Origin of the sequence: Streptomyces sp. Ru72 (genome assembly GCF_002920635.1) — a bacterium.
Classification (GTDB): domain Bacteria; phylum Actinomycetota; class Actinomycetes; order Streptomycetales; family Streptomycetaceae; genus Streptomyces.
In genome coordinates this window covers 1-19,401 of record NZ_PQSR01000100.1, presented here as the reverse complement: position 1 = coordinate 19,401, position 19,401 = coordinate 1, and the positions used below count along the sequence as shown (strand labels likewise).

Below are 19,401 nucleotides of genomic sequence, written 5' to 3'. Positions count from 1 at the left end.
CGGCCCCGGCGGGGGAGGGGTGCGAAACTGGGCGTATGCCCGTGCTCGAACCGAATCCCCAGAACGGCCAGAAGAAGATGCTGCTCGTCTTCGGCGCGTTCTTCGCCATCTTCGCGATCATCGCCGTCATTGCGACGATCGCCTCACCGTGACCCACGGCTCACCGTTCAGGTGGCGGTGACGGCCGATGGTGGTGCTGGCCCCCCCATCCCCTAGGGGGTGAGTGTCAGGGTCAAGTGGGTGGATCACCGGATGGGTTGAGGGCTGCCGCGTCCGTACCTTCGAGATGTGGTCGCGCTGGCGGCCCATGGACCACTCGAGGACCCACGGAGGCAGCCATGTCGGCCCGTACGCACACCCGGCCCCGCCCGGCGACCACGGGCGGCGTCGACATCCGGTTGCCCTGGTGGGCCCTCGCCCTGCCCACGCTCGCCTTCATCGCCCTGCTGGCCCTGATACTCAACCCGGCGGACGCGAGCGCCGGAGGCGATCCCGCCCTCAGCCACCTCATCGAGCGCGTGCACCACACGATGACGCACCACGCGTGACCCGGCCCGATCGGGTCGTGACATCGCCTGGGGGGACGCGCTGCACTTCCCGCGGATCACGGCTGGGAGGCCGGTGAGCAGGCAGATCGCGGCGCTGCCAACTCCCTGCGCCCGTTGGCCTGTTTCATGCGAAGCTGGGACTCATGAGCTCCGCAGAACCCCGCAGGATTGTCCTCTTCCGGCATGCCAAGGCCGACTGGCCGCAGGTTCCCGACCACGAGCGTCCGCTCGCCGACCGGGGCCGCCAGGACGCCGCCGCCGCCGGACTCAAGCTGGCCGAGACCGGCGTCGCCTTCGACCTGGCCCTGTGCTCCACCGCCGTCCGCACCCGCGAGACCTGGAAGCTCGCCGTCCAGGAGCTGCCGCATCGGCCGAAAACCGTCTATGAGGAGCGGCTCTACGACGCCTCGCCCGGCGAGCTGATCGCCGTGCTCAACGAAACCGCCGACGACGTGCGCAACGTGGTCCTGATCGGTCACAACCCCGGCATCCAGGGCCTCGCCGACGTCCTGTCCGGTGCGACCGAGGGCGATGCCCGCGAGCGGATGAGCCGACGCGGCTTCCCGGCCGCCGCCTTCGCCGTGCTCTCCTTCGACGGCTCCTGGAAGGCGCTGGAACCGGGCACGGCCACCCTGCTCGACTACTGGGCGCCCAGCGAGTAGGAGCCCCCGAGAGCTCCGACCCCGGCGGCATCACGACCGGGGCCCGGCACCGCACGGTGCCGGGCCCCGGTCGCGTTCCGCGGCCGTCACAGACCGTCGTCGTGCGCGTCCGCCGCCTCGACCTCTTCCCGGGTCACACCGAGCAGGTACAGGACGGTGTCCAGGAAGGGGAAGTTCACCGCGGTGTGCGCGGCCTCGCGGACGACGGGCTTGGCGTTGAAGGCGACGCCCAGACCCGCCGCGTTCAGCATGTCGAGGTCGTTGGCCCCGTCACCGATCGCCACGGTCTGCGCCAGCGGCACCCCCGCCTCGGCGGCGAACCGGCGCAGCAGCCGCGCCTTGCCCGCGCGGTCCACGATCTCACCGACGACCTTGCCGGTCAGCTTCCCGTCGACGATCTCCAGTGTGTTGGCCTGCGCGAAATCAAGCCCGAGCCGCTCCTTCAGGTCGTCCGTGACCTGGGTGAAGCCGCCCGAGACGACGCCCACTTGGAAGCCGAGTCGTTTCAGCGTGCGGATCAGGGTGCGCGCGCCCGGAGTGAGCCGGACCTCGGCGCGCACCTTGTCCACCACCGACGCGTCGAGCCCCTTCAGCAGCGCCACGCGCGCGTGCAGCGACTGCTCGAAGTCCAGCTCGCCGCGCATGGCGGCCGCCGTCACCTCGGCGACCTCCGCCTCGCAGCCGGCGTGCGCGGCGAACAGTTCGATGACCTCGTCCTGGATGAGCGTCGAGTCCACATCCATCACGACCAGCCGCTGGGCCCGCCGGTGCAGGCCGGCCGCGACGACGGCGACGTCGACCCCGAGTGCTGCGGCATCGGTCACCAGGGCGGTGCGCAGCGGCTCTGTCTCCACGCCGGACACGGCGAACTCGACCGCGGTCACCGGGTACTTGGCGAGCCGGAAGACACGGTCGATGTTGCCGCCGGCGGCCGCGATGCGGGCGGCGATCGCGGCCGTGGCGTGGGCGGTGAGCGGATGGCCGAGGACGGTGACGAGGGAGCGGCCGAGGCCGCGCGGACGGTTGTCGCCGATGCCGGAGATGATCTCCGCCTGCATCTTCATCGACTCCGCCCAGGTGTGGACGGTGGCCCGCAGATCGCCCTCGAGTCCGGACGGGGGCACGGTCACCAGGGCGCACAGCACCATCCGGCCCCGGGTGACGACCTGCTCGATGTCGACGACGTCGACGTTGTACGTGGCCAGGGTGTCGAACAGGCCCGCGGTCAGGCCGGGCCGGTCCTTGCCGAAGATCTTGACAAGGAGGGTGGGAGTGTCGGAGGTCTGCACAGCGCTCATGGTGGTTCCACCGTATCCGGCGCCCCGTGCGCATCGCCTGCCTGGTCCGCCCAGCGGACGGGGAACACTGGGTTGCGCGCAGATGGCGTACGTGTTACCCGGCCGCGAAAGCGCAGGCCATGGGCAGGGTCGGCCTGGCGTGGAGCTCCGCCTGGTCAGCGCCGCCCTCGGGGCCGGTCGGGCGGCGGTGGCGGAGGCGGGGGAGGCGGCGGAGGCGGCCACCGGTCGGAGGACGACGGGTCCCTGCGGGCCGGCCGTCGCGGCGGCTCGATCGGCTGGACCACGGTCGGCGCGCCGTAGACATCGGCGGGAGCGGACGGCGCGGCTTCCGAGGGCGGGTCGCCGGGCGGGGCACCCTCGGCGGAGGCGCTCCCGTCCTGCGTGCCGTCAGGCGGCGCGCTCGGAGGCGGTGTGGTTCCGGCCGGGGCGCTTCCACGCCGCCCGCCGTCCCGCGGGGCGTGGCCCGGCCGCGCGTCCTCCGGCTCGCGCAGTCCTTCCGGCAGCCGTAGGTAGGGGTTCGTGTCCGGGTTCGGCGGACGGTACGGCCTGCTCGGGGTGTAGGGACCCGATGACTGCGGGACCGGCGCCCACCGCGGGGGCTCCGGCAGCCCGGCGTCACCCCGTGCCAGTGGCGCCGCCCGGCTCCCCGCCGCCCCCGTCCCGTACGCCAGCAGTGCCCCGACGGCCCCCGCTCCCGCACCCCACACCGCACCCAGCAGCAGTGCCATGCCCAGGTGTCCGCGCAACTCGATCGCCGCGCCGAACGCGTCGAGACCGAGCACCGACAACGAGGCGTCGACCGACACCTCCGCCAGCCGGACCAGCAGCGGCAGTGCCAGCGCCGTCAGGATCCCGAGCCGCAGCGCACAGCGCCCTGCGAAGCCGAACGGACCCGCCCTCCGTGCGACCGCACCGGACGCACCGGGGCCCCGTGCCGCACCCGAGGCTCGTACGACTGGCGTACGCGCCGCCGTCAGCACGCCGGCGAAGAGCATCATGAGTGCCGCCGCGACGGCCAGCAGCCACACCCTGGTGTCCAGATCGGCCAGGCGCCCCAGCGTGACGCGCTGGTCCGTCCCCACGCTCAGCAGCCGCTCCAGCGGGTCGGGCAGCAGGTTCACCAATCCGCCGACGGCCCTGCCGTGCCACGGCACGAACAGGCCGACCGGCACACCCAGCCACGCCCCGTTGGGCGCGCCGAGCAGCGCGGCCCCGGCGATCCGCGCCGGACGGTCGTCGCCGAGCGCCGCGTACGCCGCGGCCGCGAGCCCGGCGACCACCGTGACCAGCAGCACCGTCACCAGCGCGGACGCGGCCGGACGCACCACCCGGTGCACCGCCTCCCAGCCGCGTGGCAGCGGTGTGCGCCGGGACGTGAGCAGCGCGATCACCAGGACACCGGCCGCCCATACGGCGCCCCCCAGCAGCGTGGGCACGGTGTCGACGGTGAAGCCGACCGCGGCCCGAGCCTGGATCAGGTCGCCGACCCGGTCCGGCAGCAGCCCCCCGACGTCCCCGAGGCCGGGGATGTCGAGGCCGCCGCCCCCGCCGGGCAGGCCGTCCAGCCCGAGCGCGTCCCCGTCGATGGTGATGACGTCATGGCCGGCCCATGCCAGACCGCCGAGCATCACGACGAACAGCACGACCACCGCGCCCGCGCGCACGAGGAGTTCGGACAGGCCGACCACAACTCCCGCCGTGCGCAAGGACCGCAGGAAGAACCAGCACAGCAGGAGCGCACCCACCAGGCTCACCCCGAGTGGCGTGATGTCGATGGCGGTGGTCGCGTCCGCGCCTTTGAGCCCGAACGCCGACACGTTCCCGGACGGCGTCACCGTCCCGTTCGCCCCAAGGGCCACCACCGCCGCGGTCATCGGCCCGAGCGAGCCCGCCGCGTCCGCGCGGAGCAGATGCAGACCGAGCGCCGCCGTCCCCGCCATCCCGATCAACGCCCAGCTCACCGAGGCGATCGCGGACAGCAGGACGTCCGTCCACGGCGGCCTCCCACCGTCCCGCGCGGCCTCGATGCCCATGGTCAGCCCCCGATCCACGCCGCGGCAATCCACCGCGGATGTCCCCTCTCGCGAGGATTACCACTCTCCGACCGGGTTTCCGCCCCGTCAACGGCGCGCGTACCAGTGCGTCTACGCCCCCTCCGCCAGGCCCGAGTTCCGGTCAGAGGGCCGCGCCTGAAATAGTTCCCCACGATGTTCGACATCCCTAGACTCCCCGTGACGGGGGCAATTCGGGGGACAACTCACTGGGGCATGGAGTGCCTGAACTCGTACTGGAATTGAACGGACGCAGCTGGACGCTCGACGCGTCCAGGACGTACACCCTGGGGCGCGATCCGCAGGGGGACATCGTGCTCACCGACGCCAGGGTCTCCTGGCGCCACGCCACGATCAGCTTCGACGGCCGCAGTTGGGTCATCGAGGACCACGGCAGCACCAACGGCACGTTCGTGCAGGGACAGCGGATCCACCAGGTGGAGATCGGCCCCGGCTCGGCCGTGCACCTGGGCAACGCCACCGACGGACCGCGCCTGGCCCTGTCCGGCGCGCCGGCCGCCGTCGCCGCACCGCAGGCCCAGCCCCAGCAGCAGCCGTACGCGGCCCAGGCCGCCGGCCCCGGCTGGGCGCAGCAGGCCCCGCAAGCGCAGGCCCCGCAGCCGCAGGCGCCCCAGCCCGCCTGGCAGCAGCCGCAGCAGGCGGCTGTGCAGATCCCGCAGCAGCAGAGCCCCGGTGGCGGCGCGGGGGCGCCGCCGGTCTACGGCGACCGCAGCCCGACCACGTTCCACCAGCTCGCCCTCGGCCGGGTGATGCGCATCGGCCGCGCGCTCGAGAACGACCTGGTCGTCTCCGACCTCCAGGTCTCCCGCCACCACGCCGAGTTCCACGCCACGCCCGACGGCCGCTTCGAGATCCGTGACCTGGGCTCGCACAACGGCACGTTCGTCAACGGCATGCCGATCGGCAAGGGCGGCTCGGCGCTGATCGGCCCGAACGACATCGTCGGCGTGGGCCACTCGACGTTCCGTCTGGTCGGGGACCGGCTCGAGGAGTTCGTCGACACCGGTGAGATCTCCTTCTCCGCCCGCCACCTCACGGTCACGGTCGACGGTGGCAAGCAGATCCTCAAGGACGTCTCCTTCGGCGTCCCCGAGAAGTCGCTCATCGCGGTCATCGGCCCCTCGGGCTCCGGCAAGTCCACGCTGCTTAAGGCGCTCACCGGCTACCGCCCCGCCAACCAGGGCGACGTGCTCTACGACAACCGGAACCTGTACAAGCAGTTCGCCGAGCTGCGCCAGCGCATCGGCCTGGTCCCGCAGGACGACATCCTGCACAAGGAACTGAGCGTCAAGAAGGCCCTGAAGTACGCGGCCAAGCTCCGCTTCCCGGCCGACACCACGGCCGCCGAGCGCCAGGACCGCATCGACGAGGTGCTGCGCGAGCTCAAGCTGGACGTCCACAAGGACAAGAAGGTCACCTCCTTGTCCGGCGGACAGCGCAAGCGCGTCTCGGTGGCCCTCGAGCTGCTCACCAAGCCGTCGCTGATCTTCCTGGACGAGCCGACCTCCGGTCTCGACCCGGGCATGGACCGGGACGTCATGCAGCTGCTGCGCGGCCTCGCCGACGACGGCCGCACCGTCCTCGTCGTCACCCACTCGGTGGCCGAACTGGCGCTGTGCGACAAGCTGCTCGTGATGGCACCGGGTGGCTCCGTCGCCTACTTCGGCCCGCCGGAGGAGGCACTGAACTTCTTCGGCTACGAAACCTGGGCCGATGTCTTCTCCGCCTTCGAGAACTACCGGGACTACGACTGGGCGGGCCGTTGGAAGGGCTCGGAGCACTACCGTTTGTACGCCGCGGACATCGACGCCGTCGCCCCGCAGCCGGTGCACATGCCGCCGCCGCAGGCGATCAAGCCGGCCAAGCCGCAGGGCTGGCTGTCCCAGTTCGGCACCCTGATCCGGCGGTACGTCGCGGTCATCGCCTCCGACAAGGGCTTCCTGGCGCTGACGGTGATCCTCCCGGCGGTGCTCGGCGCGGTGAGCCTGCTCATCGACCACAACAGGGGCCTGCTGGTCAACCCGGTCAATCCCAGGACCGGCATCCACGTCCCGAACGGGACCGCCACCACGGTCCTGCTGATACTCGCGGTCGGCGCGTGCTTCGCGGGCGCCGCCAACTCCGTCCGCGAGCTGATCAAGGAACGGGTCATCTACGAGCGGGAACGCGCCACCGGCCTGTCGCGTTCCGCGTACCTGATGTCGAAGGTGTTCGTGCTCGGCGTCATCACCGTGCTGCAGGGCCTCATGGTCGGTCTGATCGGCTTCTCCAGCCGGGAGATCCCCGCGCAGGGCGTCGTCCTCGGCAACGCCACGCTGTTCGAGCTCTGCCTGCCGATCATGGCTCTGGGCTTCAGCTCGATGATGTTCGGTCTGGTCATCTCCGCCCTGGTGAAGACCGCGGAGAAGACCATGCCGCTGCTGGTCATGTTCGCGATCATCCAGGTCGTCTTCACCGGCTGCCTCTTCACCCTGCACGGCACGCTCGGCGTGAACGAGTTCTCGTACCTGATGCCGTCCCGCTGGGCGGTCGCCGCCGCCGGTGCGACGCTGGACTTCAACGACATCGCGCCGAACACGGACGACCCGACCAGCACGGACCCGCTGTGGAACCACACGGCCGGGGCCTGGACCCTCGACATGATCGCCCTGATCGTCCTGGGTGTGGTCTGCGGCTTCCTGGTGGCCCGCTTCCTGCGCCGCCACGAGCCGGAGGTCATGCGCAAGTGACCCGTCCGTAGGACCGGTCCTTCAAACCGCTCCGTGGAAACCGGCACAACGCGGAAGGGCGGCACCCTGAAGGGTGCCGCCCTTTGGCTCCATGTGACCGCACGCGAACTGGTGCGACCGAGGTCCGCGCAACCTCAGTACGCGCTGTTGACGTTGTCCATCGAGCCGTACCGGTGCGCCGCGTAGTTGGCGGCGGCGGTGATGTTGGCGACCGGGTCGTAGATGTTCCACGAGGTGCCGGGAACGTGGTACGCGCGGAAGGTCGGGTCGATGACCTGGAGCAGCCCCTTGGAGGGGATGCCGTTGCGGGCGTTGATGTCCCAGTTGTTGATCGCCGCCGGGTTGCCGGACGACTCCCGCATGATGTTGCGGTACAGACCGTTGTACGAACCCGGGATCCCGTTCTTCCTCATGATGTCGAGGGACTGGCGGATCCAGCCGTCCAGGTTGTTGGCGTACGTCTTCGCCGCCACCGGCTGCGCCGCGGGACGCTGCGCGGAGCGGTTCGCGGCCTGCTGGGCCGGACGCTGCCGGGCGGCCTGCTGGGCCTTCTGCTGCGTCTTCTGCTGGGACTGCTTCTTGACGGCGTCCTGGGCGGCCTTCTGCTTCGCGGCGATGGCCTCGGCCTTCAGGCCCGCGGAGGCCATCTGGTCGGTGACGGCGACCTTGAGGGTCTTGACCGGCTGGTTGCCGACCGAGACCGGGGCCGACGCGACGGTCGCTTCGTGCACGGGGGTCTGCGCCTCGCTCGGCACGGCGGTGAACGCGAGGGCCGCGGCACCGAGAGTGGCCGTACCGGCGATGGCGAGCTTGTGGGTCTGGGTGAGCGCACGAGCGCGACCGAGAATGTTCTTGGGCATTACTGATTGACCTCTTCGAATTGCGCGGAGGTCGCTCTGGCGCCGGCGGAAGAACAGGTGTTTCCAGCACAAGCGCCGCGGGTACGAGACCGCGGCGCCGAGCGACGGAAGCAATTCTTAGCGGTCGCAAAATCGCTGGGCAAAGGTGTGACGTACTACTCGGGATAGTGGCCCGAGGAAGGGCAAAACGGGGCAGATCGACCCTTCAACCCCGCTCACAAGCTCCTTCTCTGTCTCCTAAGCTCCTTCGTACGTGACGTACGTCCTATGCGCGGCCTCACATTCCACTCGCGCCGGTCTTACCGCGAGTTGCTGGAGCAATGCGGTGTGTGAGGGCGTTTCGGCGGCAGGATGAGATGGGCGTCACCGAATTCATGCCACAGATACCGCCCGGCCAGCGCCTGCTCGTATCCCCGGTCGACCGCCTCCCGCCCCGCGACCGCCTCCAGCATCAGCAGATGGGAGGCCTCCGGCTCGTGCAGACCGGTCAGCAGCCCGTCCACCACCCGCACCCCGCGTTCGGGCGTGACCACGAGATCCGTCCAGCCCTCCCGCGCCCGTACGACGCCGCCGGCACCCACCGCCGACTCCACGGCCCGCACGGCCGTCGTACCGACCGCGATCACCCGGCCGCCCACCGGCCCCCGTCAGCGCCCTCCCAAGGAAGCGCTTCGCGCCCCGCCTGACTCGCCTTGACGGCGTTGATCAGCCGCGCCGACGTCTCCGGCACCGCGAAACGCTCCGGATACGGCGGCTCGTGCGCCTCCGCCGACGCCACCCCGGTGTGCAGGGTGACCGGCGCGAACTGCACGCCCCGGCTCACCAGCTCCGCCACCATCCGCGGGGTGAAGGGCCGCGCGGCGCTCGGCATCTCCGCGCTGCCCGCGCCATCGGCGGACGGCAGCGCGAACACCGTCTGGTACGCCGAGAGCGGTTGGTCCCTGTCCGTATAGGAGTAACGAATGGGCCGCCCGTGCCGGCCCAACAGCCCGGACACGTCCGGATGCGACGCACGGGCCCACCACAGGCGGCCGCTCCGCCCCGACAGCGGCTCCTCCAGAACCAGCCGTATGCCGTCCGGTAGACCAACCTCTGTTCCCGCGGGCCCTCCCGCACGCGGGCGCGTGGTGCCCCTGCCGTCCGGATCCCGCAGCTCGACGGCCCACCGTCCGTCGTCCCCGCGCGTCGAGAAGTGCACCACCACGCGCGTGTGCCCGATCCGCCCGTCCACCGCGGCCGCCAGCGTCGGTGAGGTGTTCACGACGAGCAGGTCCCCGGCCCGCAGCAGGCGCGGCAGCTCCGTGAACGCGTGGTGCGTGACCTCCGTGCCGCGCGAGACCAGCAGCCGCACCGAATCCCGCTCCCGGCCCGGGCCCCGCTGCTCGGCCGGAACACGCGCCGACAGCTCCTGCGGGATCCTCAGCGACGTCCTCACCGCGCCTCCAGCAGGGACGGCGCACCGTAGCGACCGCTCGCCGGACGCTCGTCCAGCAGCCGCAGGAACGCGGGCACCACGCTCTCCGGCGCCGGCCGCGCACCGGCGTCGTCGGGTACGGCCGCCGCGTACAGGTCCGTCGCCATGTCCCCGGGATCGACCGCCCACACCCGCAGCCCGGGCTCCTCCGCGCCGAGCACCGCCGCCAGATGGTCCAGCGCAGCCTTGGACGCCCCGTACCGCCCCACGTCTCGTACGCCTCGGCCGCCGCGTCCGAGCTGACCGCGATCACCGTTCCCGCGGCCGACGCCCGCAGCAGCGGCAGCGCCTCCTGCACCAGCCCCAGAGCGGCGACCACGTTCACGTCCAGCGCCCGCCGCAGCCCGTCCAGGGTCAGCTCCTCCAGCCGTACGAGCGGCTCCGCGCCGAGCGCGCTCGCGTTGTGCACCAGCAGATCGAGGCCGCCCAGCTCGCGGGCCGCCGCCACCAGGTCCGCACGGTGCGCGGCGTCCGTGACGTCTCCCTGCACGGCCTCCACGCGCGTTCCGTGCCCTGCCAGCACCTCCGCTGTCCTTGCCAGGACGGGAGCGGTCCTGGCGTCCAGCACCAGATCCCAGCCGCGCCGCGCCAGCGCGGCGCCGAGCGCCCGCCCCAGCCCCTTCGAAGCCCCCGTGATGATCGCAACCGGCATGATGTCCGTCCCTGGTTCCGTGACCGCCGGTGATCGGCGGTGGCCTCACCGTAGGAACGGCATCCGTCCGGCCGCCTCGGACGCGGGCCCCAGAGAGCCAGGGCCCTTGGCCCTAGGGCCGGCGGACCAGGCAGGGCCGCCACTCGTCGGATACGCACTGTCACACCTCACCGGTACGGTGAGGTCATGAGCCATGGACCCCGGTCGGGCCTGTACGCGGTCAGCTCCGCGCTGCTGGCCATGAGCAGGCACCTGGAGGTGCGCGACGTCCTGAAGACGATCGTCGCCTCGGCCCGCGAGCTGCTCGACGCGGAGTACGCGGCGCTCGGCGTCCCGGACGACCACGGCGGCTTCGCCCAGTTCGTCGTGGACGGCGTCTCCGACGAGCAGTGGAAGGCCATCGGCCCGCTGCCACGCCAGCACGGCATCCTCGCCGCGATGCTGCACGAGGCGAAGCCGGAGCGGCTCGCCGACGTCCGCGAGGACCCCCGCTTCGAGGGCTGGCCGAGCGCCCACCCCGAGATGTCCGACTTCCTGGGCCTGCCCATCCGCGACGGCGACGAGATCATCGGCGCGCTGTTCCTCGCGAACAAGCGGTGCCCGAAACCGGAGGGAGGCTGCGGCTTCACCGAGGACGACGAGGAACTGCTCTCGATCCTCGCCCAGCACGCCGCGATCGCCCTCACCAACGCCCGGCTGTACGAGCGCAGCCGCGAGCTGACCATCGCCGAGGAGCGCTCCCGGCTGGCGCACGAACTGCACGACGCGGTCAGCCAGAAGCTCTTCTCCCTGCGCCTGACCGCCCAGGCGGCGGCCGCCCTGGTCGACCGCGACCCCGGACGGGCCAAGGGCGAGCTGCAGCAGGTGGCGGCGCTCGCCGCGGAGGCCGCCGACGAACTGCGCGCCGCGGTCGTCGAGTTGCGCCCGGCGGCCCTCGACGAGGACGGCCTGGTCGCCACCCTGCGCACCCAGGTCCAGGTCCTCGACCGCGCCCACACCGCGCGCGTGACCTTCACCACCCGTGGCGTACGGGCCCTGCCGGCCGCCCAGGAGGAGGCGCTGCTGCGCGTCGCCCAGGAGGCCCTGCACAACGCCCTGAGGCATTCGGGGGCCGAGCGGGTCGACGTCACTCTGGACAAGCGCGGCCCGGGCGCCGTGCTGCGCGTCATGGACGACGGCAGTGGATTCGACCCCCGGGCGATACGCCGGGCGGGGCGCCACCTCGGCCTGGTCTCCATGCGCGACCGGGCGAGCGGGGTCGGCGGGGCGCTGACCGTGGAATCGGAGCCCGGGAAGGGCACCACGATCGAGATGGAGGTCCCTGGTGGCTGACGCAATCAAGGTGCTGCTCGTCGACGACCACCAGGTGGTCCGCCGCGGACTGCGCACCTTCCTGGAGGTACAGGACGACATCGAAGTCGTGGGAGAGGCCTCCGACGGCGCCGAGGGGGTCGCCCGCGCCCAGGAACTGCACCCGGACGTGATCCTCATGGACGTCAAGATGCCGGGGACGGACGGCATCGACGCACTGCGCAAGCTCCGCGAACTCGACAACCCCGCGCGCGTGCTGATCGTCACCAGCTTCACCGAGCAGCGCACGGTGGTGCCCGCACTGCGCGCGGGCGCCGCCGGGTACGTGTACAAGGACGTGGATCCCGACGCGCTGGCCGGAGCCATCCGCTCGGTGCACGCGGGCCACATCCTCCTCCAGCCCGAGGTCGCGGGTGCGCTGTTGTCCCAGGAGGAGGCGGGCGCGGGCCAGGGCAGAGCGGGATCACTCACCGAGCGGGAACGGGAGGTGCTGGCCCTGATCGCGGACGGCCGCTCCAACCGTGAGATCGCCCGCGCCCTGGTGCTGTCCGAGAAGACGGTCAAGACCCACGTCTCGAACATCCTGATGAAGCTGGACCTGGCCGACCGTACGCAGGCTGCGCTGTGGGCGGTGCGGCACGGCGTTAACGGCTGAGCGGATCTTCATACCGTCGGGTGTATGTCACCCGGGTGGCGCATCCTCAGTGGATCTCGGCCGTTCTCCAAGGCGTGCTGCGGACCTGCCGCAGTGATCGCAAGGAGGACTCGGAAGTGAAGAACCTGAAGAAGGCCGCAGCCGTGACGATGGTGGCCGGCGGTCTGCTCGCCGCCGGCACGGGCATGGCCTCCGCCCACTCGGCGCACGCCGACGGCAAGGCGGTGGGCTCACCGGGCGTCATCTCCGGCAACGTCATCCAGGCCCCGGTCCACGTCCCGGTGAACGTGGTCGGCAACACGGTCAACGTGATCGGCGCCCTGAACCCGGCCTTCGGCAACCTGGGCCTCAACCACTGAGCCCAGAGGCCCGACACCTGCCTCCCCGGCCTCCCGGACACCACGTCCGGGAGGCCGACGTGTCCTCTCTTCCCAGCCGGGGGCAGGCGATTTCAGCGCGTCCGACGTTTGAGGACGAGGCCGTTCAGGCCGATGGGGGCCTGGGGGCGCAGCCCCCGGGACGGCCACCCCGCCCCCGGTCGGCGACCAACCCGGCGGTCACCCCCGCTCCCGCTGCTCCACAACGGAGTTGTACGCCGCGACCTGCGCCCGCCGAGCCGTCCGCTCCACCGGCCGCAGCGCCTCCGACCGCGCTGCCATCTCCGAGGCGCTCACCGCCCCGCCGTGCCCGTTCTCGTACGCCAGCGACAGCAGCAGAGCCACCCGCTGGGCCATCTCCAGCACCCGCACAGCCCGCGGCGGATACCCCGGCGCCAGCACCTCCCGCCCCGCCTCGGCCCGCGCCCGGTACGCGTCGATCGCCGCCTCCGCCACCGGCCCCGACCCTGCCACGTCCAGCCGCGACAACACCCCCGTCGCTTCGCGCAGCGCCTCCGCCAGCTCCCGCTCTGCCTCCCCGAGCGACGGCACATCGGCGGGGGGCGCCTCCCGCACGGGCAGACACTGCCAGACGACCTCCACATGCAGATCGCCCTCCGGCCCCGCCTCGGCCACCGAAGGCACCAGCCCGAAGGCGGCCCCGTAGCAGACCACCGCCTCCTCGGCCTCCAGCGCCCGCGCGTTGAACTCAGGCGGCCCGCTCAGCCCCAGAGGATGCCCCGGCGCGGGCAGCGCCACCCGCAGCCCGGTCACCCCGAGCGTGCGCAGCCGCCCCAGCGCGAGCGTGAGACCGACGGGCGCCGACTCACCGGGCAGCCCCTCCACCCGGTGCACCGCATCCTCCCCGACGATGGCGGACGCAGCGTCGTCCGGCGAAACAAGTCCGGCCAAAAGGGCATTTCCCCATGCGGCCAGCCGTCCTGAGCGTGGTTCCGAGAGCATGCCCCCACCCTAAGGAGCGGACCTATGGAATAGGCCCGGCGACCGGTGGCGTAGATTTCGTGGGGGGCTGCGCCCACCGGCGTGGCGGACCGCGCCCACAGGCGTACAGCGAGAGCCGACACAGGCCACACTGCAAGGGGAGACAACGCGCTCATGAGCGATGTTCTGGAGCTTCAGGACGTATCCGTGGTCCGCGAGGGCCGGGCTCTGGTGGACCAGGTCTCCTGGTCGGTCAAGGAGGGCGAGCGCTGGGTCATCCTCGGCCCGAACGGCGCCGGCAAGACCACCCTCCTGAACGTCGCCTCCAGCTACCTCTACCCCAGCAAGGGCACCGCCACCATCCTCGGCGAGACCCTCGGCACGCCCGGCACCGACGTCTTCGAACTGCGCCCCCGCATCGGCATGGCCGGCATCGCCATGGCCGACAAGCTCCCCAAGCGCCAGACCGTCCTGCAGACCGTGCTGACCGCCGCTTACGGCATGACGGCGGGCTGGCAGGAGGAGTACGAGGACGTCGACGAGCAGCGTGCCCGCGCCTTCCTCGACCGCCTCGGCATGAGCGAGTACCTCGACCGGAAGTTCGGCACCCTCTCCGAGGGCGAGCGCAAGCGCACCCTCATCGCCCGTGCCCTGATGTCCGACCCCGAGCTGCTGCTCCTCGACGAGCCCGCCGCCGGCCTCGACCTCGGCGGCCGCGAGGACCTCGTACGCCGCCTCGGCCGCCTCGCCCGCGACCCGATCGCCCCCTCCATGATCATGGTCACGCACCATGTCGAGGAGATCGCCCCGGGCTTCACCCACGTCCTGATGATCCGCCAGGGCAAGGTGCTCGCCGCGGGTCCGCTGGAGCTCGAGCTGACCTCGCGCAATCTCTCCCTCTGCTTCGGCCTCCCGCTCGTCGTCGAGCAGGTCGGCGAGCGCTGGACGGCCCAGGGCCTGCCCCTGTCCTGACCCGCGCAAACCTCGGTAAGAAGCCGTCCACGCCGCACTCTGCGCCCTGTCCGCGGTCCTGCCGTCGGTCCTACCATGAGCGTGTGGACATCGACGCGTGGGTGTGGTGGCTGATCGGCGCGGCAGCGCTCGGCATCGGACTGGTGATCACCGCGATGCCGGAGCTCGGGATGCTCGCCGTGGGCGCCATCGCGGCGGCCGTGATCGATGGTCTCGGCGGCGACGCGGTCTTCCAGGTCGCCGTGTTCGCCGTCGTCTCGGTCGCGCTCATCGCCGTGGTCCGGCCCATCGCCGCTCGGCACAGCGCCCAGCGACCCCAACTGGCCACCGGCATCGAGGCATTGAAGGGCAGGCAGGCCGTCGTCCTCGAGCGCGTCGACGCGAGCGGCGGCCGCATCAAGCTCGCCGGTGAGGTCTGGTCGGCCCGACCGCTCAACAGTGAACTCGCCTACGACGTGGGCCAGGAAGTCGACGTCGTGGACATCGACGGGGCCACGGCGATCATCATGTGACCTCGAAGGACGCAACTGCGCCGAACAGCCCACGAGGTACGCGACGGTCTGTCACACTCGACCAGCAAGATCTTCAACAACCGTAAGATCCCACAGGCGCCGAGGCGGAGAAGGAAGCAGGGAATCACGATGGGACCGGTCGTCATCGTCCTGATCATTCTGGTGGTGTTGGTCTTCATCGCCCTGATCAAGACGATCCAGGTCATCCCCCAGGCGAGCGCGGCCATCGTCGAGCGCTTCGGCCGCTACACACGGACACTGAACGCGGGCCTGAACATCGTGGTCCCGTTCATCGACTCCATCCGCAACCGCATCGACCTGCGCGAACAGGTCGTACCGTTCCCACCGCAGCCGGTGATCACCCAGGACAACCTGGTCGTCAACATCGACACCGTCATCTACTACCAGGTGACCGACGCCCGGGCCGCCACGTACGAGGTCGCCAGCTACATCCAGGCCATCGAGCAGCTCACCGTCACCACCCTGCGCAACATCATCGGCGGCATGGACCTCGAGCGCACCCTGACCTCCCGTGAGGAGATCAACGCGGCTCTGCGCGGCGTCCTCGACGAGGCCACCGGCAAGTGGGGCATCCGCGTCAACCGCGTCGAACTCAAGGCGATCGAGCCCCCGACCTCCATCCAGGACTCGATGGAGAAGCAGATGCGCGCCGACCGTGACAAGCGCGCCGCGATCCTCACCGCCGAAGGTACGCGCCAGGCCGCCATCCTCACCGCGGAGGGCGAGAAGCAGTCCGCGATCCTCAAGGCCGAAGGTGAGGCCAAGGCCGCCGCGCTGCGCGCCGAGGGCGAGGCACAGGCCGTGCGTACGGTCTTCGAGGCCATCCACGCCGGCGACCCGGACCAGAAGCTGCTCTCCTACCAGTACCTGCAGATGCTCCCGAAGATCGCGGAAGGCGACGCCAACAAGCTCTGGATCGTCCCCAGCGAGATCGGCGACGCTCTCAAGGGCCTGTCCGGCGCCATGGGCAACTTCGGCCCCCTGGCAGGCGGTTCGGGCGGCAGCGGCGGCTCCTCCGGCTCGTCCTCCACCAACAACGGCGGCACGAACACGGAACGCCGCGAGAAGCCGTCCATCGACTGACACGGCACCGACGCCCTACACACGAGCTGGGGCCCACCTTCCACGGAAGGCGGGCCCCAGCTCACGTCTTGCGTACGGACTACGCCGCGCTCTGCGACAGCCACTCCGGCAGCGCCCTGAAGTCGTCCTGCCCGAGGGCCAGCAGCATCGCGTCGGTCGGTGTCGGCTCGAACGGCTGCCGCAGCAGCGTCATCCCCGCCTCCTCGGGAGTCCGGTTCGCCTTGCGGTGGTTGTCCTCGGCACACGCGGCTACCGTGTTCAGCCAGGTGTCGCCACCACCCTGCGACCGCGGCAGCACGTGGTCCACGGTCGTCGCCCGCCTCCCGCAGTAGGCGCACCTGTGCCGGTCCCGCACCAGGACACCCCGCCTCGACCACGGGGCTTGTCTTCGGAACGGCACCCGTACGTATCTGCAGAGCCTGATGACCCGGGGCGCCGGTATGTCCACATCGGCGCCCCGCATACGGAGTTCGGGGTGGGCCTGCTCGACGACGGCCTTGGCCTGCAGCACCAGAACGACGGCTCGGTTCAGCGTCACCGTCGACAGCGGCTCGAAGCTCGCGTTCAGCACCAGCGTGTCACGCATCCAGCCCACCTCCTGTGTGCACCTGCCCACCCCCTGGCGGGCTGGATCAACTCTGGCCGGGCACGCCGAGATGGACAACGCAATAAAAAATGCCCGCCTCTGATCACTTCCAAGACCAGAGGCGGGCAAACGTTCAATGAACGTCAGTTTTACGGGGGCGTGCGTCAGGCTTCGGCCGGATTCTCGTACTCGCCGATGAGCTGCGCGCGCGCCAGCGTGTGGAACCGCAGGTTGAAACCGACGACGGCAGGAGAGGCGTCCGAGTTCGGACCGAGCTTCTCCTGGTCCACGGCGTACACCGTGAACACATACCGGTGCGGCCCATCCCCTGGCGGCGGCGCGGCACCGCCGAAGTCCTTCGTCCCGTAGTCGTTGCGCGCGTGCACCGCGCCCTCGGGCAGCCCTTCGAACTTCCCGCCGCCCGCACCCGCCGGCAGCTCGGTGACCGAGGCCGGGATGTCGAACAGGACCCAGTGCCAGAACCCGCTCCCCGTCGGGGCGTCCGGGTCGTAGCAGGTCACGGCGAAGCTCTTGGTCTCCGGCGGGAAGCCCTCCCAGCGCAACTGGGGCGAGGTGTTCCCGGCCGAGTGGACCTGAGCGTCCTTGAGCCTGGCACCCGGCTCGACGTCCTCGCTCGTCACCGTGAACGACGGCACGGGCGGGTGGAAGTCATGCGGCAGCGGCGGCCTCTTGAGCTCGGTCACCTCGGTACCTCCAAGTCAGTGGATCAACCGATTCCAGTTCCGAGCCTAGAACCAGCTGCGCTTGCTGCCGACCTCCGACAGCCACTGATGGAGGTACGCGGCCCAATCGGTGCCGTGGAAGTCGTCCAGACCGACCTTGAATGCCCGGTACGAGTCGCTGCCCTCGCTGAACAGCCCCGGCTTCTTGTCCATCTCCAGGATGATGTCCATCTCGTACGCGTCGGCGACGAAGCTCAACTCGACCTGGTTCAGACCGCGGTACTGCGACGGAGGGAAGAACTCGATCTCCTGGTAGAACGGCAGCGTCTGCCGCGTCCCCCGGATGTGCCCGCGCTCCATGTCCGCGCTCTTGAAGCGGAAGCCCAGCTGGATGAACGCGTCCAGGATCGCCTTCTGCGCGGGCAGCGGATGCACGTTGATCGGGTCCAGGTCGGACGAGTCCACGGCCCGCGCGATCTCCAGCTCGGTCGTCACCCCGATGTGCATCCCGCGCAGTGCCTGTCCGTCGATCATGGTGACGGGGGTCTCCCAGGGAATCTCCAGCCCGAACGGCACGGCGTGCACCGCGCCCGCCTGGAGCTCGAAGGCACCACCGAGCCGGACCTTGGTGAACTCGATGTTCTGCCGGTACTCCTCGTCACCGCTCTCGACCTCGACCTTGGCCTGCAGACCGACGTTCAGGCCCTCGACCGCCTGGTCGACGGACCCGCCCTGGATCCGCACCTCGCCTTGGACGACACCGCCCGGCACGACATTGACCTCGGTCAGCACCGTCTCGACCGACGCGCCGCCGGCTCCCAGGCTCGCGAGCAGCCGCTTGAACCCCATGAAATCTTCCCTCCCAGGCAACGTCTTGACCCGTAGCCCCATAGATGCGTCCGACCGTAGACCCGTAGACCTGTAGATCTGTAGATCTGTGGATCCGTAGACACGCGACACGGCCAGGAACCGGTTCCGCGTGCCACCTTCCAACCCTTCCAAGGACGCGGTCCCTCGACCACCCTTGGGCACACACCCGTCTGGACTACGCTCGTAAGCCATGATCGCGACCCCCGACCGTACGCCTCTCCCCAGGGAGTTCTTCGACCGGCCCGTACTCGAGGTCGCGCCCGACCTCCTGGGGCGCATCCTCGTCCGCACGACACCGGACGGTCCGATCGCTCTGCGCCTCACGGAGGTGGAGGCTTACGACGGCCCGAACGACCCCGGCTCCCACGCCTATCGTGGCCGCACCTCCCGCAACGACGTGATGTTCGGTCCCCCCGGCCATGTGTACGTCTACTTCACCTATGGCATGTGGCACTGCATGAACCTGGTGTGCGGTCCGGTCGGCAGGGCGAGTGCCGTGCTGCTCCGCGCCGGCGAGGTCATCGAGGGCGCCGAGCTCGCTCGGAAGCGTCGGCTCTCGGCCCGAAATGACAAAGAACTAGCCAAAGGCCCCGCTCGCCTGGCCACGGCCCTGGGCGTGGACCGAGCCCTCGACGGCACCGACGCCTGCACCACGGGCGAGACGCCCCTGCGTATCCTGACCGGCACGCCGGTGCCCGCTGACCAGGTACGAAGCGGTCCGCGCACCGGCGTCGCCGGCGACGGAGCCGTCCATCCATGGCGCTTCTGGGTCGCCAACGACCCCACGGTGAGCCCCTATCGGGCGCACACGCCCCGACGGAGGCGAAGTTGACGCGTCCCTGGAGGATGCGTAATGTAGCCCGAGCCGCTGGAACGGTTACGGCGTTCAGCCAGCAGCCGAGGCGGCCAACCCACTACCTGCGACTCCCTCTCAGAGGGCGGATTTCGGCGTGCCCGCATGCCCGGAATTCGAACTCGGAGAACTCGATTATGAGTTACGACGGGAATCGGCTAACGTAGTGAATGTCGAAAGGCCGGGGCCGAAAGGCCCGGACTCAAGACAATCCCGCCGACCGGGAATCGGATCGAAAAAA

18 protein-coding genes and 2 pseudogenes are annotated in these 19,401 nt (G+C 70.6%); 11 read left to right on the top strand and 9 right to left on the bottom strand.

The features are described 5' to 3' along the window. Positions 1 to 35 precede the first annotated feature (35 nt). The 3 genes from C3488_RS42065 to C3488_RS31940 all read left to right on the top strand — a co-directional run bounded on the left by C3488_RS42065 (position 36) and on the right by C3488_RS31940 (position 1,210). Complete coding sequence (locus C3488_RS42065) at positions 36 to 152, top strand: SGM_5486 family transporter-associated protein (RefSeq protein WP_103844373.1); 117 nt, start codon at positions 36 to 38, stop codon at positions 150 to 152. Between the two features lie 186 nt (positions 153 to 338). Then, entirely contained in the window at positions 339 to 548 is a 210-nt protein-coding gene (locus C3488_RS31945; RefSeq protein ID WP_103844372.1) for a hypothetical protein, read from the top strand. A 143-nt stretch (positions 549 to 691) separates the two neighbouring features. Then, a complete protein-coding gene (locus C3488_RS31940) occupies positions 692 to 1,210 on the top strand; it encodes a histidine phosphatase family protein (protein WP_103844371.1) in 519 nt (172 codons plus the stop codon). Between the two features lie 86 nt (positions 1,211 to 1,296). On the opposite strand, the gene serB is transcribed toward C3488_RS31940, so the two are convergent. Further along, positions 1,297 to 2,508 carry a phosphoserine phosphatase SerB gene (gene serB / locus C3488_RS31935; protein ID WP_103844370.1) on the bottom strand — a complete coding sequence of 404 codons (1,212 nt, stop codon included), beginning with the start codon at positions 2,506 to 2,508 and terminating at the stop codon, positions 1,297 to 1,299. A gap of 155 nt (positions 2,509 to 2,663) precedes the next feature. Further along, positions 2,664 to 4,541 carry a streptophobe family protein gene (locus C3488_RS31930; RefSeq protein ID WP_103844369.1) on the bottom strand — a complete coding sequence of 626 codons (1,878 nt, stop codon included), beginning with the start codon at positions 4,539 to 4,541 and terminating at the stop codon, positions 2,664 to 2,666. 239 nt (positions 4,542 to 4,780) lie between these two features. On the opposite strand from C3488_RS31930, the gene C3488_RS31925 reads away from it, so the two are divergent. Continuing rightward, positions 4,781 to 7,309, top strand: a complete 2,529-nt coding sequence (locus tag C3488_RS31925) for an FHA domain-containing protein (protein WP_103844368.1) — start codon at positions 4,781 to 4,783, stop codon at positions 7,307 to 7,309. Between the two features lie 134 nt (positions 7,310 to 7,443). Here the strand turns inward: C3488_RS31925 and C3488_RS31920 are convergent, their stop codons facing one another. The 3 genes and pseudogenes from C3488_RS31920 to C3488_RS31910 form a co-directional block, all read right to left on the bottom strand. Then, positions 7,444 to 8,169, bottom strand: coding sequence for a transglycosylase SLT domain-containing protein (locus C3488_RS31920; protein ID WP_103844367.1), 726 nt, complete (start codon positions 8,167 to 8,169; stop codon positions 7,444 to 7,446). 299 nt (positions 8,170 to 8,468) lie between these two features. Then, positions 8,469 to 9,604 (bottom strand): annotated as a pseudogene (locus C3488_RS31915) (S-adenosylmethionine:tRNA ribosyltransferase-isomerase). Further along, positions 9,601 to 10,295 (bottom strand): annotated as a pseudogene (locus tag C3488_RS31910) (SDR family NAD(P)-dependent oxidoreductase). The pseudogenes C3488_RS31915 and C3488_RS31910 overlap by 4 nt, the downstream one beginning before the upstream one ends. A 186-nt stretch (positions 10,296 to 10,481) precedes the next feature. Here C3488_RS31910 and C3488_RS31905 point away from each other — a divergent pair. From C3488_RS31905 to C3488_RS31895, 3 genes are all read left to right on the top strand, one after another. Continuing rightward, positions 10,482 to 11,627 (top strand): GAF domain-containing sensor histidine kinase, encoded by a 1,146-nt coding sequence (locus C3488_RS31905; RefSeq protein WP_103844366.1) that lies wholly within the window; start codon positions 10,482 to 10,484, stop codon positions 11,625 to 11,627. Continuing rightward, on the top strand, positions 11,620 to 12,261 hold the full coding sequence (locus tag C3488_RS31900) for a response regulator transcription factor (protein WP_103844365.1): 642 nt from the start codon (positions 11,620 to 11,622) through the stop codon (positions 12,259 to 12,261). The genes C3488_RS31905 and C3488_RS31900 overlap by 8 nt, the downstream gene beginning before the upstream one ends. A 116-nt stretch (positions 12,262 to 12,377) precedes the next feature. Then, positions 12,378 to 12,620: a chaplin gene (locus C3488_RS31895; RefSeq protein ID WP_103844364.1), complete on the top strand. Its 243-nt coding sequence runs from the start codon at positions 12,378 to 12,380 to the stop codon at positions 12,618 to 12,620. A gap of 198 nt (positions 12,621 to 12,818) precedes the next feature. Here C3488_RS31895 and C3488_RS31890 read toward each other — a convergent pair whose 3' ends face one another. Next, positions 12,819 to 13,601, bottom strand: coding sequence for a hypothetical protein (locus C3488_RS31890; RefSeq protein WP_103844363.1), 783 nt, complete (start codon positions 13,599 to 13,601; stop codon positions 12,819 to 12,821). A gap of 153 nt (positions 13,602 to 13,754) precedes the next feature. Between C3488_RS31890 and C3488_RS31885 the strand changes: the two genes are divergently transcribed. The 3 genes from C3488_RS31885 to C3488_RS31875 all read left to right on the top strand — a co-directional run bounded on the left by C3488_RS31885 (position 13,755) and on the right by C3488_RS31875 (position 16,168). Further along, positions 13,755 to 14,552, top strand: a complete 798-nt coding sequence (locus tag C3488_RS31885) for an ABC transporter ATP-binding protein (RefSeq protein ID WP_103844362.1) — start codon at positions 13,755 to 13,757, stop codon at positions 14,550 to 14,552. 83 nt (positions 14,553 to 14,635) lie between these two features. Beyond that, positions 14,636 to 15,064: an NfeD family protein gene (locus C3488_RS31880; protein WP_103844361.1), complete on the top strand. Its 429-nt coding sequence runs from the start codon at positions 14,636 to 14,638 to the stop codon at positions 15,062 to 15,064. 129 nt (positions 15,065 to 15,193) lie between these two features. Then, entirely contained in the window at positions 15,194 to 16,168 is a 975-nt protein-coding gene (locus tag C3488_RS31875) for an SPFH domain-containing protein (protein WP_103844360.1), read from the top strand. Between the two features lie 79 nt (positions 16,169 to 16,247). Here the strand turns inward: C3488_RS31875 and C3488_RS31870 are convergent, their stop codons facing one another. The 3 genes from C3488_RS31870 to C3488_RS31860 form a co-directional block, all read right to left on the bottom strand. Beyond that, complete coding sequence (locus tag C3488_RS31870) at positions 16,248 to 16,754, bottom strand: HNH endonuclease (RefSeq protein WP_103844359.1); 507 nt, start codon at positions 16,752 to 16,754, stop codon at positions 16,248 to 16,250. A 164-nt stretch (positions 16,755 to 16,918) separates the two neighbouring features. After that, a complete protein-coding gene (locus C3488_RS31865) occupies positions 16,919 to 17,458 on the bottom strand; it encodes a YbhB/YbcL family Raf kinase inhibitor-like protein (RefSeq protein ID WP_103844358.1) in 540 nt (179 codons plus the stop codon). A gap of 45 nt (positions 17,459 to 17,503) precedes the next feature. Next, positions 17,504 to 18,286 carry a sporulation protein gene (locus C3488_RS31860; RefSeq protein ID WP_103844357.1) on the bottom strand — a complete coding sequence of 261 codons (783 nt, stop codon included), beginning with the start codon at positions 18,284 to 18,286 and terminating at the stop codon, positions 17,504 to 17,506. 211 nt (positions 18,287 to 18,497) lie between these two features. On the opposite strand from C3488_RS31860, the gene C3488_RS31855 reads away from it, so the two are divergent. Then, positions 18,498 to 19,139, top strand: coding sequence for a DNA-3-methyladenine glycosylase (locus C3488_RS31855; RefSeq protein ID WP_103844356.1), 642 nt, complete (start codon positions 18,498 to 18,500; stop codon positions 19,137 to 19,139). The last annotated feature ends 262 nt before the right edge of the window (positions 19,140 to 19,401 follow it).

What these genes read in the sequence shown, in the direction of transcription:
- serB (WP_103844370.1), bottom strand. Translation starts at nt 2,508, where the DNA reads ATGAGCGCTGTGCAGACCTCCGACACTCCCACCCTCCTTGTCAAGATC.
- C3488_RS31920 (WP_103844367.1), bottom strand. Translation starts at nt 8,169, where the DNA reads ATGCCCAAGAACATTCTCGGTCGCGCTCGTGCGCTCACCCAGACCCAC.
- C3488_RS31940 (WP_103844371.1), top strand. Translation starts at nt 692, where the DNA reads ATGAGCTCCGCAGAACCCCGCAGGATTGTCCTCTTCCGGCATGCCAAG.
- C3488_RS31905 (WP_103844366.1), top strand. Translation starts at nt 10,482, where the DNA reads ATGAGCCATGGACCCCGGTCGGGCCTGTACGCGGTCAGCTCCGCGCTG.
- C3488_RS42065 (WP_103844373.1), top strand. Translation starts at nt 36, where the DNA reads ATGCCCGTGCTCGAACCGAATCCCCAGAACGGCCAGAAGAAGATGCTG.
- C3488_RS31855 (WP_103844356.1), top strand. Translation starts at nt 18,498, where the DNA reads ATGATCGCGACCCCCGACCGTACGCCTCTCCCCAGGGAGTTCTTCGAC.
- C3488_RS31885 (WP_103844362.1), top strand. Translation starts at nt 13,755, where the DNA reads ATGAGCGATGTTCTGGAGCTTCAGGACGTATCCGTGGTCCGCGAGGGC.
- C3488_RS31890 (WP_103844363.1), bottom strand. Translation starts at nt 13,601, where the DNA reads ATGCTCTCGGAACCACGCTCAGGACGGCTGGCCGCATGGGGAAATGCC.
- C3488_RS31875 (WP_103844360.1), top strand. Translation starts at nt 15,194, where the DNA reads ATGGGACCGGTCGTCATCGTCCTGATCATTCTGGTGGTGTTGGTCTTC.
- C3488_RS31945 (WP_103844372.1), top strand. Translation starts at nt 339, where the DNA reads ATGTCGGCCCGTACGCACACCCGGCCCCGCCCGGCGACCACGGGCGGC.
- C3488_RS31860 (WP_103844357.1), bottom strand. Translation starts at nt 18,286, where the DNA reads ATGGGGTTCAAGCGGCTGCTCGCGAGCCTGGGAGCCGGCGGCGCGTCG.
- C3488_RS31930 (WP_103844369.1), bottom strand. Translation starts at nt 4,541, where the DNA reads ATGGGCATCGAGGCCGCGCGGGACGGTGGGAGGCCGCCGTGGACGGAC.
- C3488_RS31870 (WP_103844359.1), bottom strand. Translation starts at nt 16,754, where the DNA reads ATGCGTGACACGCTGGTGCTGAACGCGAGCTTCGAGCCGCTGTCGACG.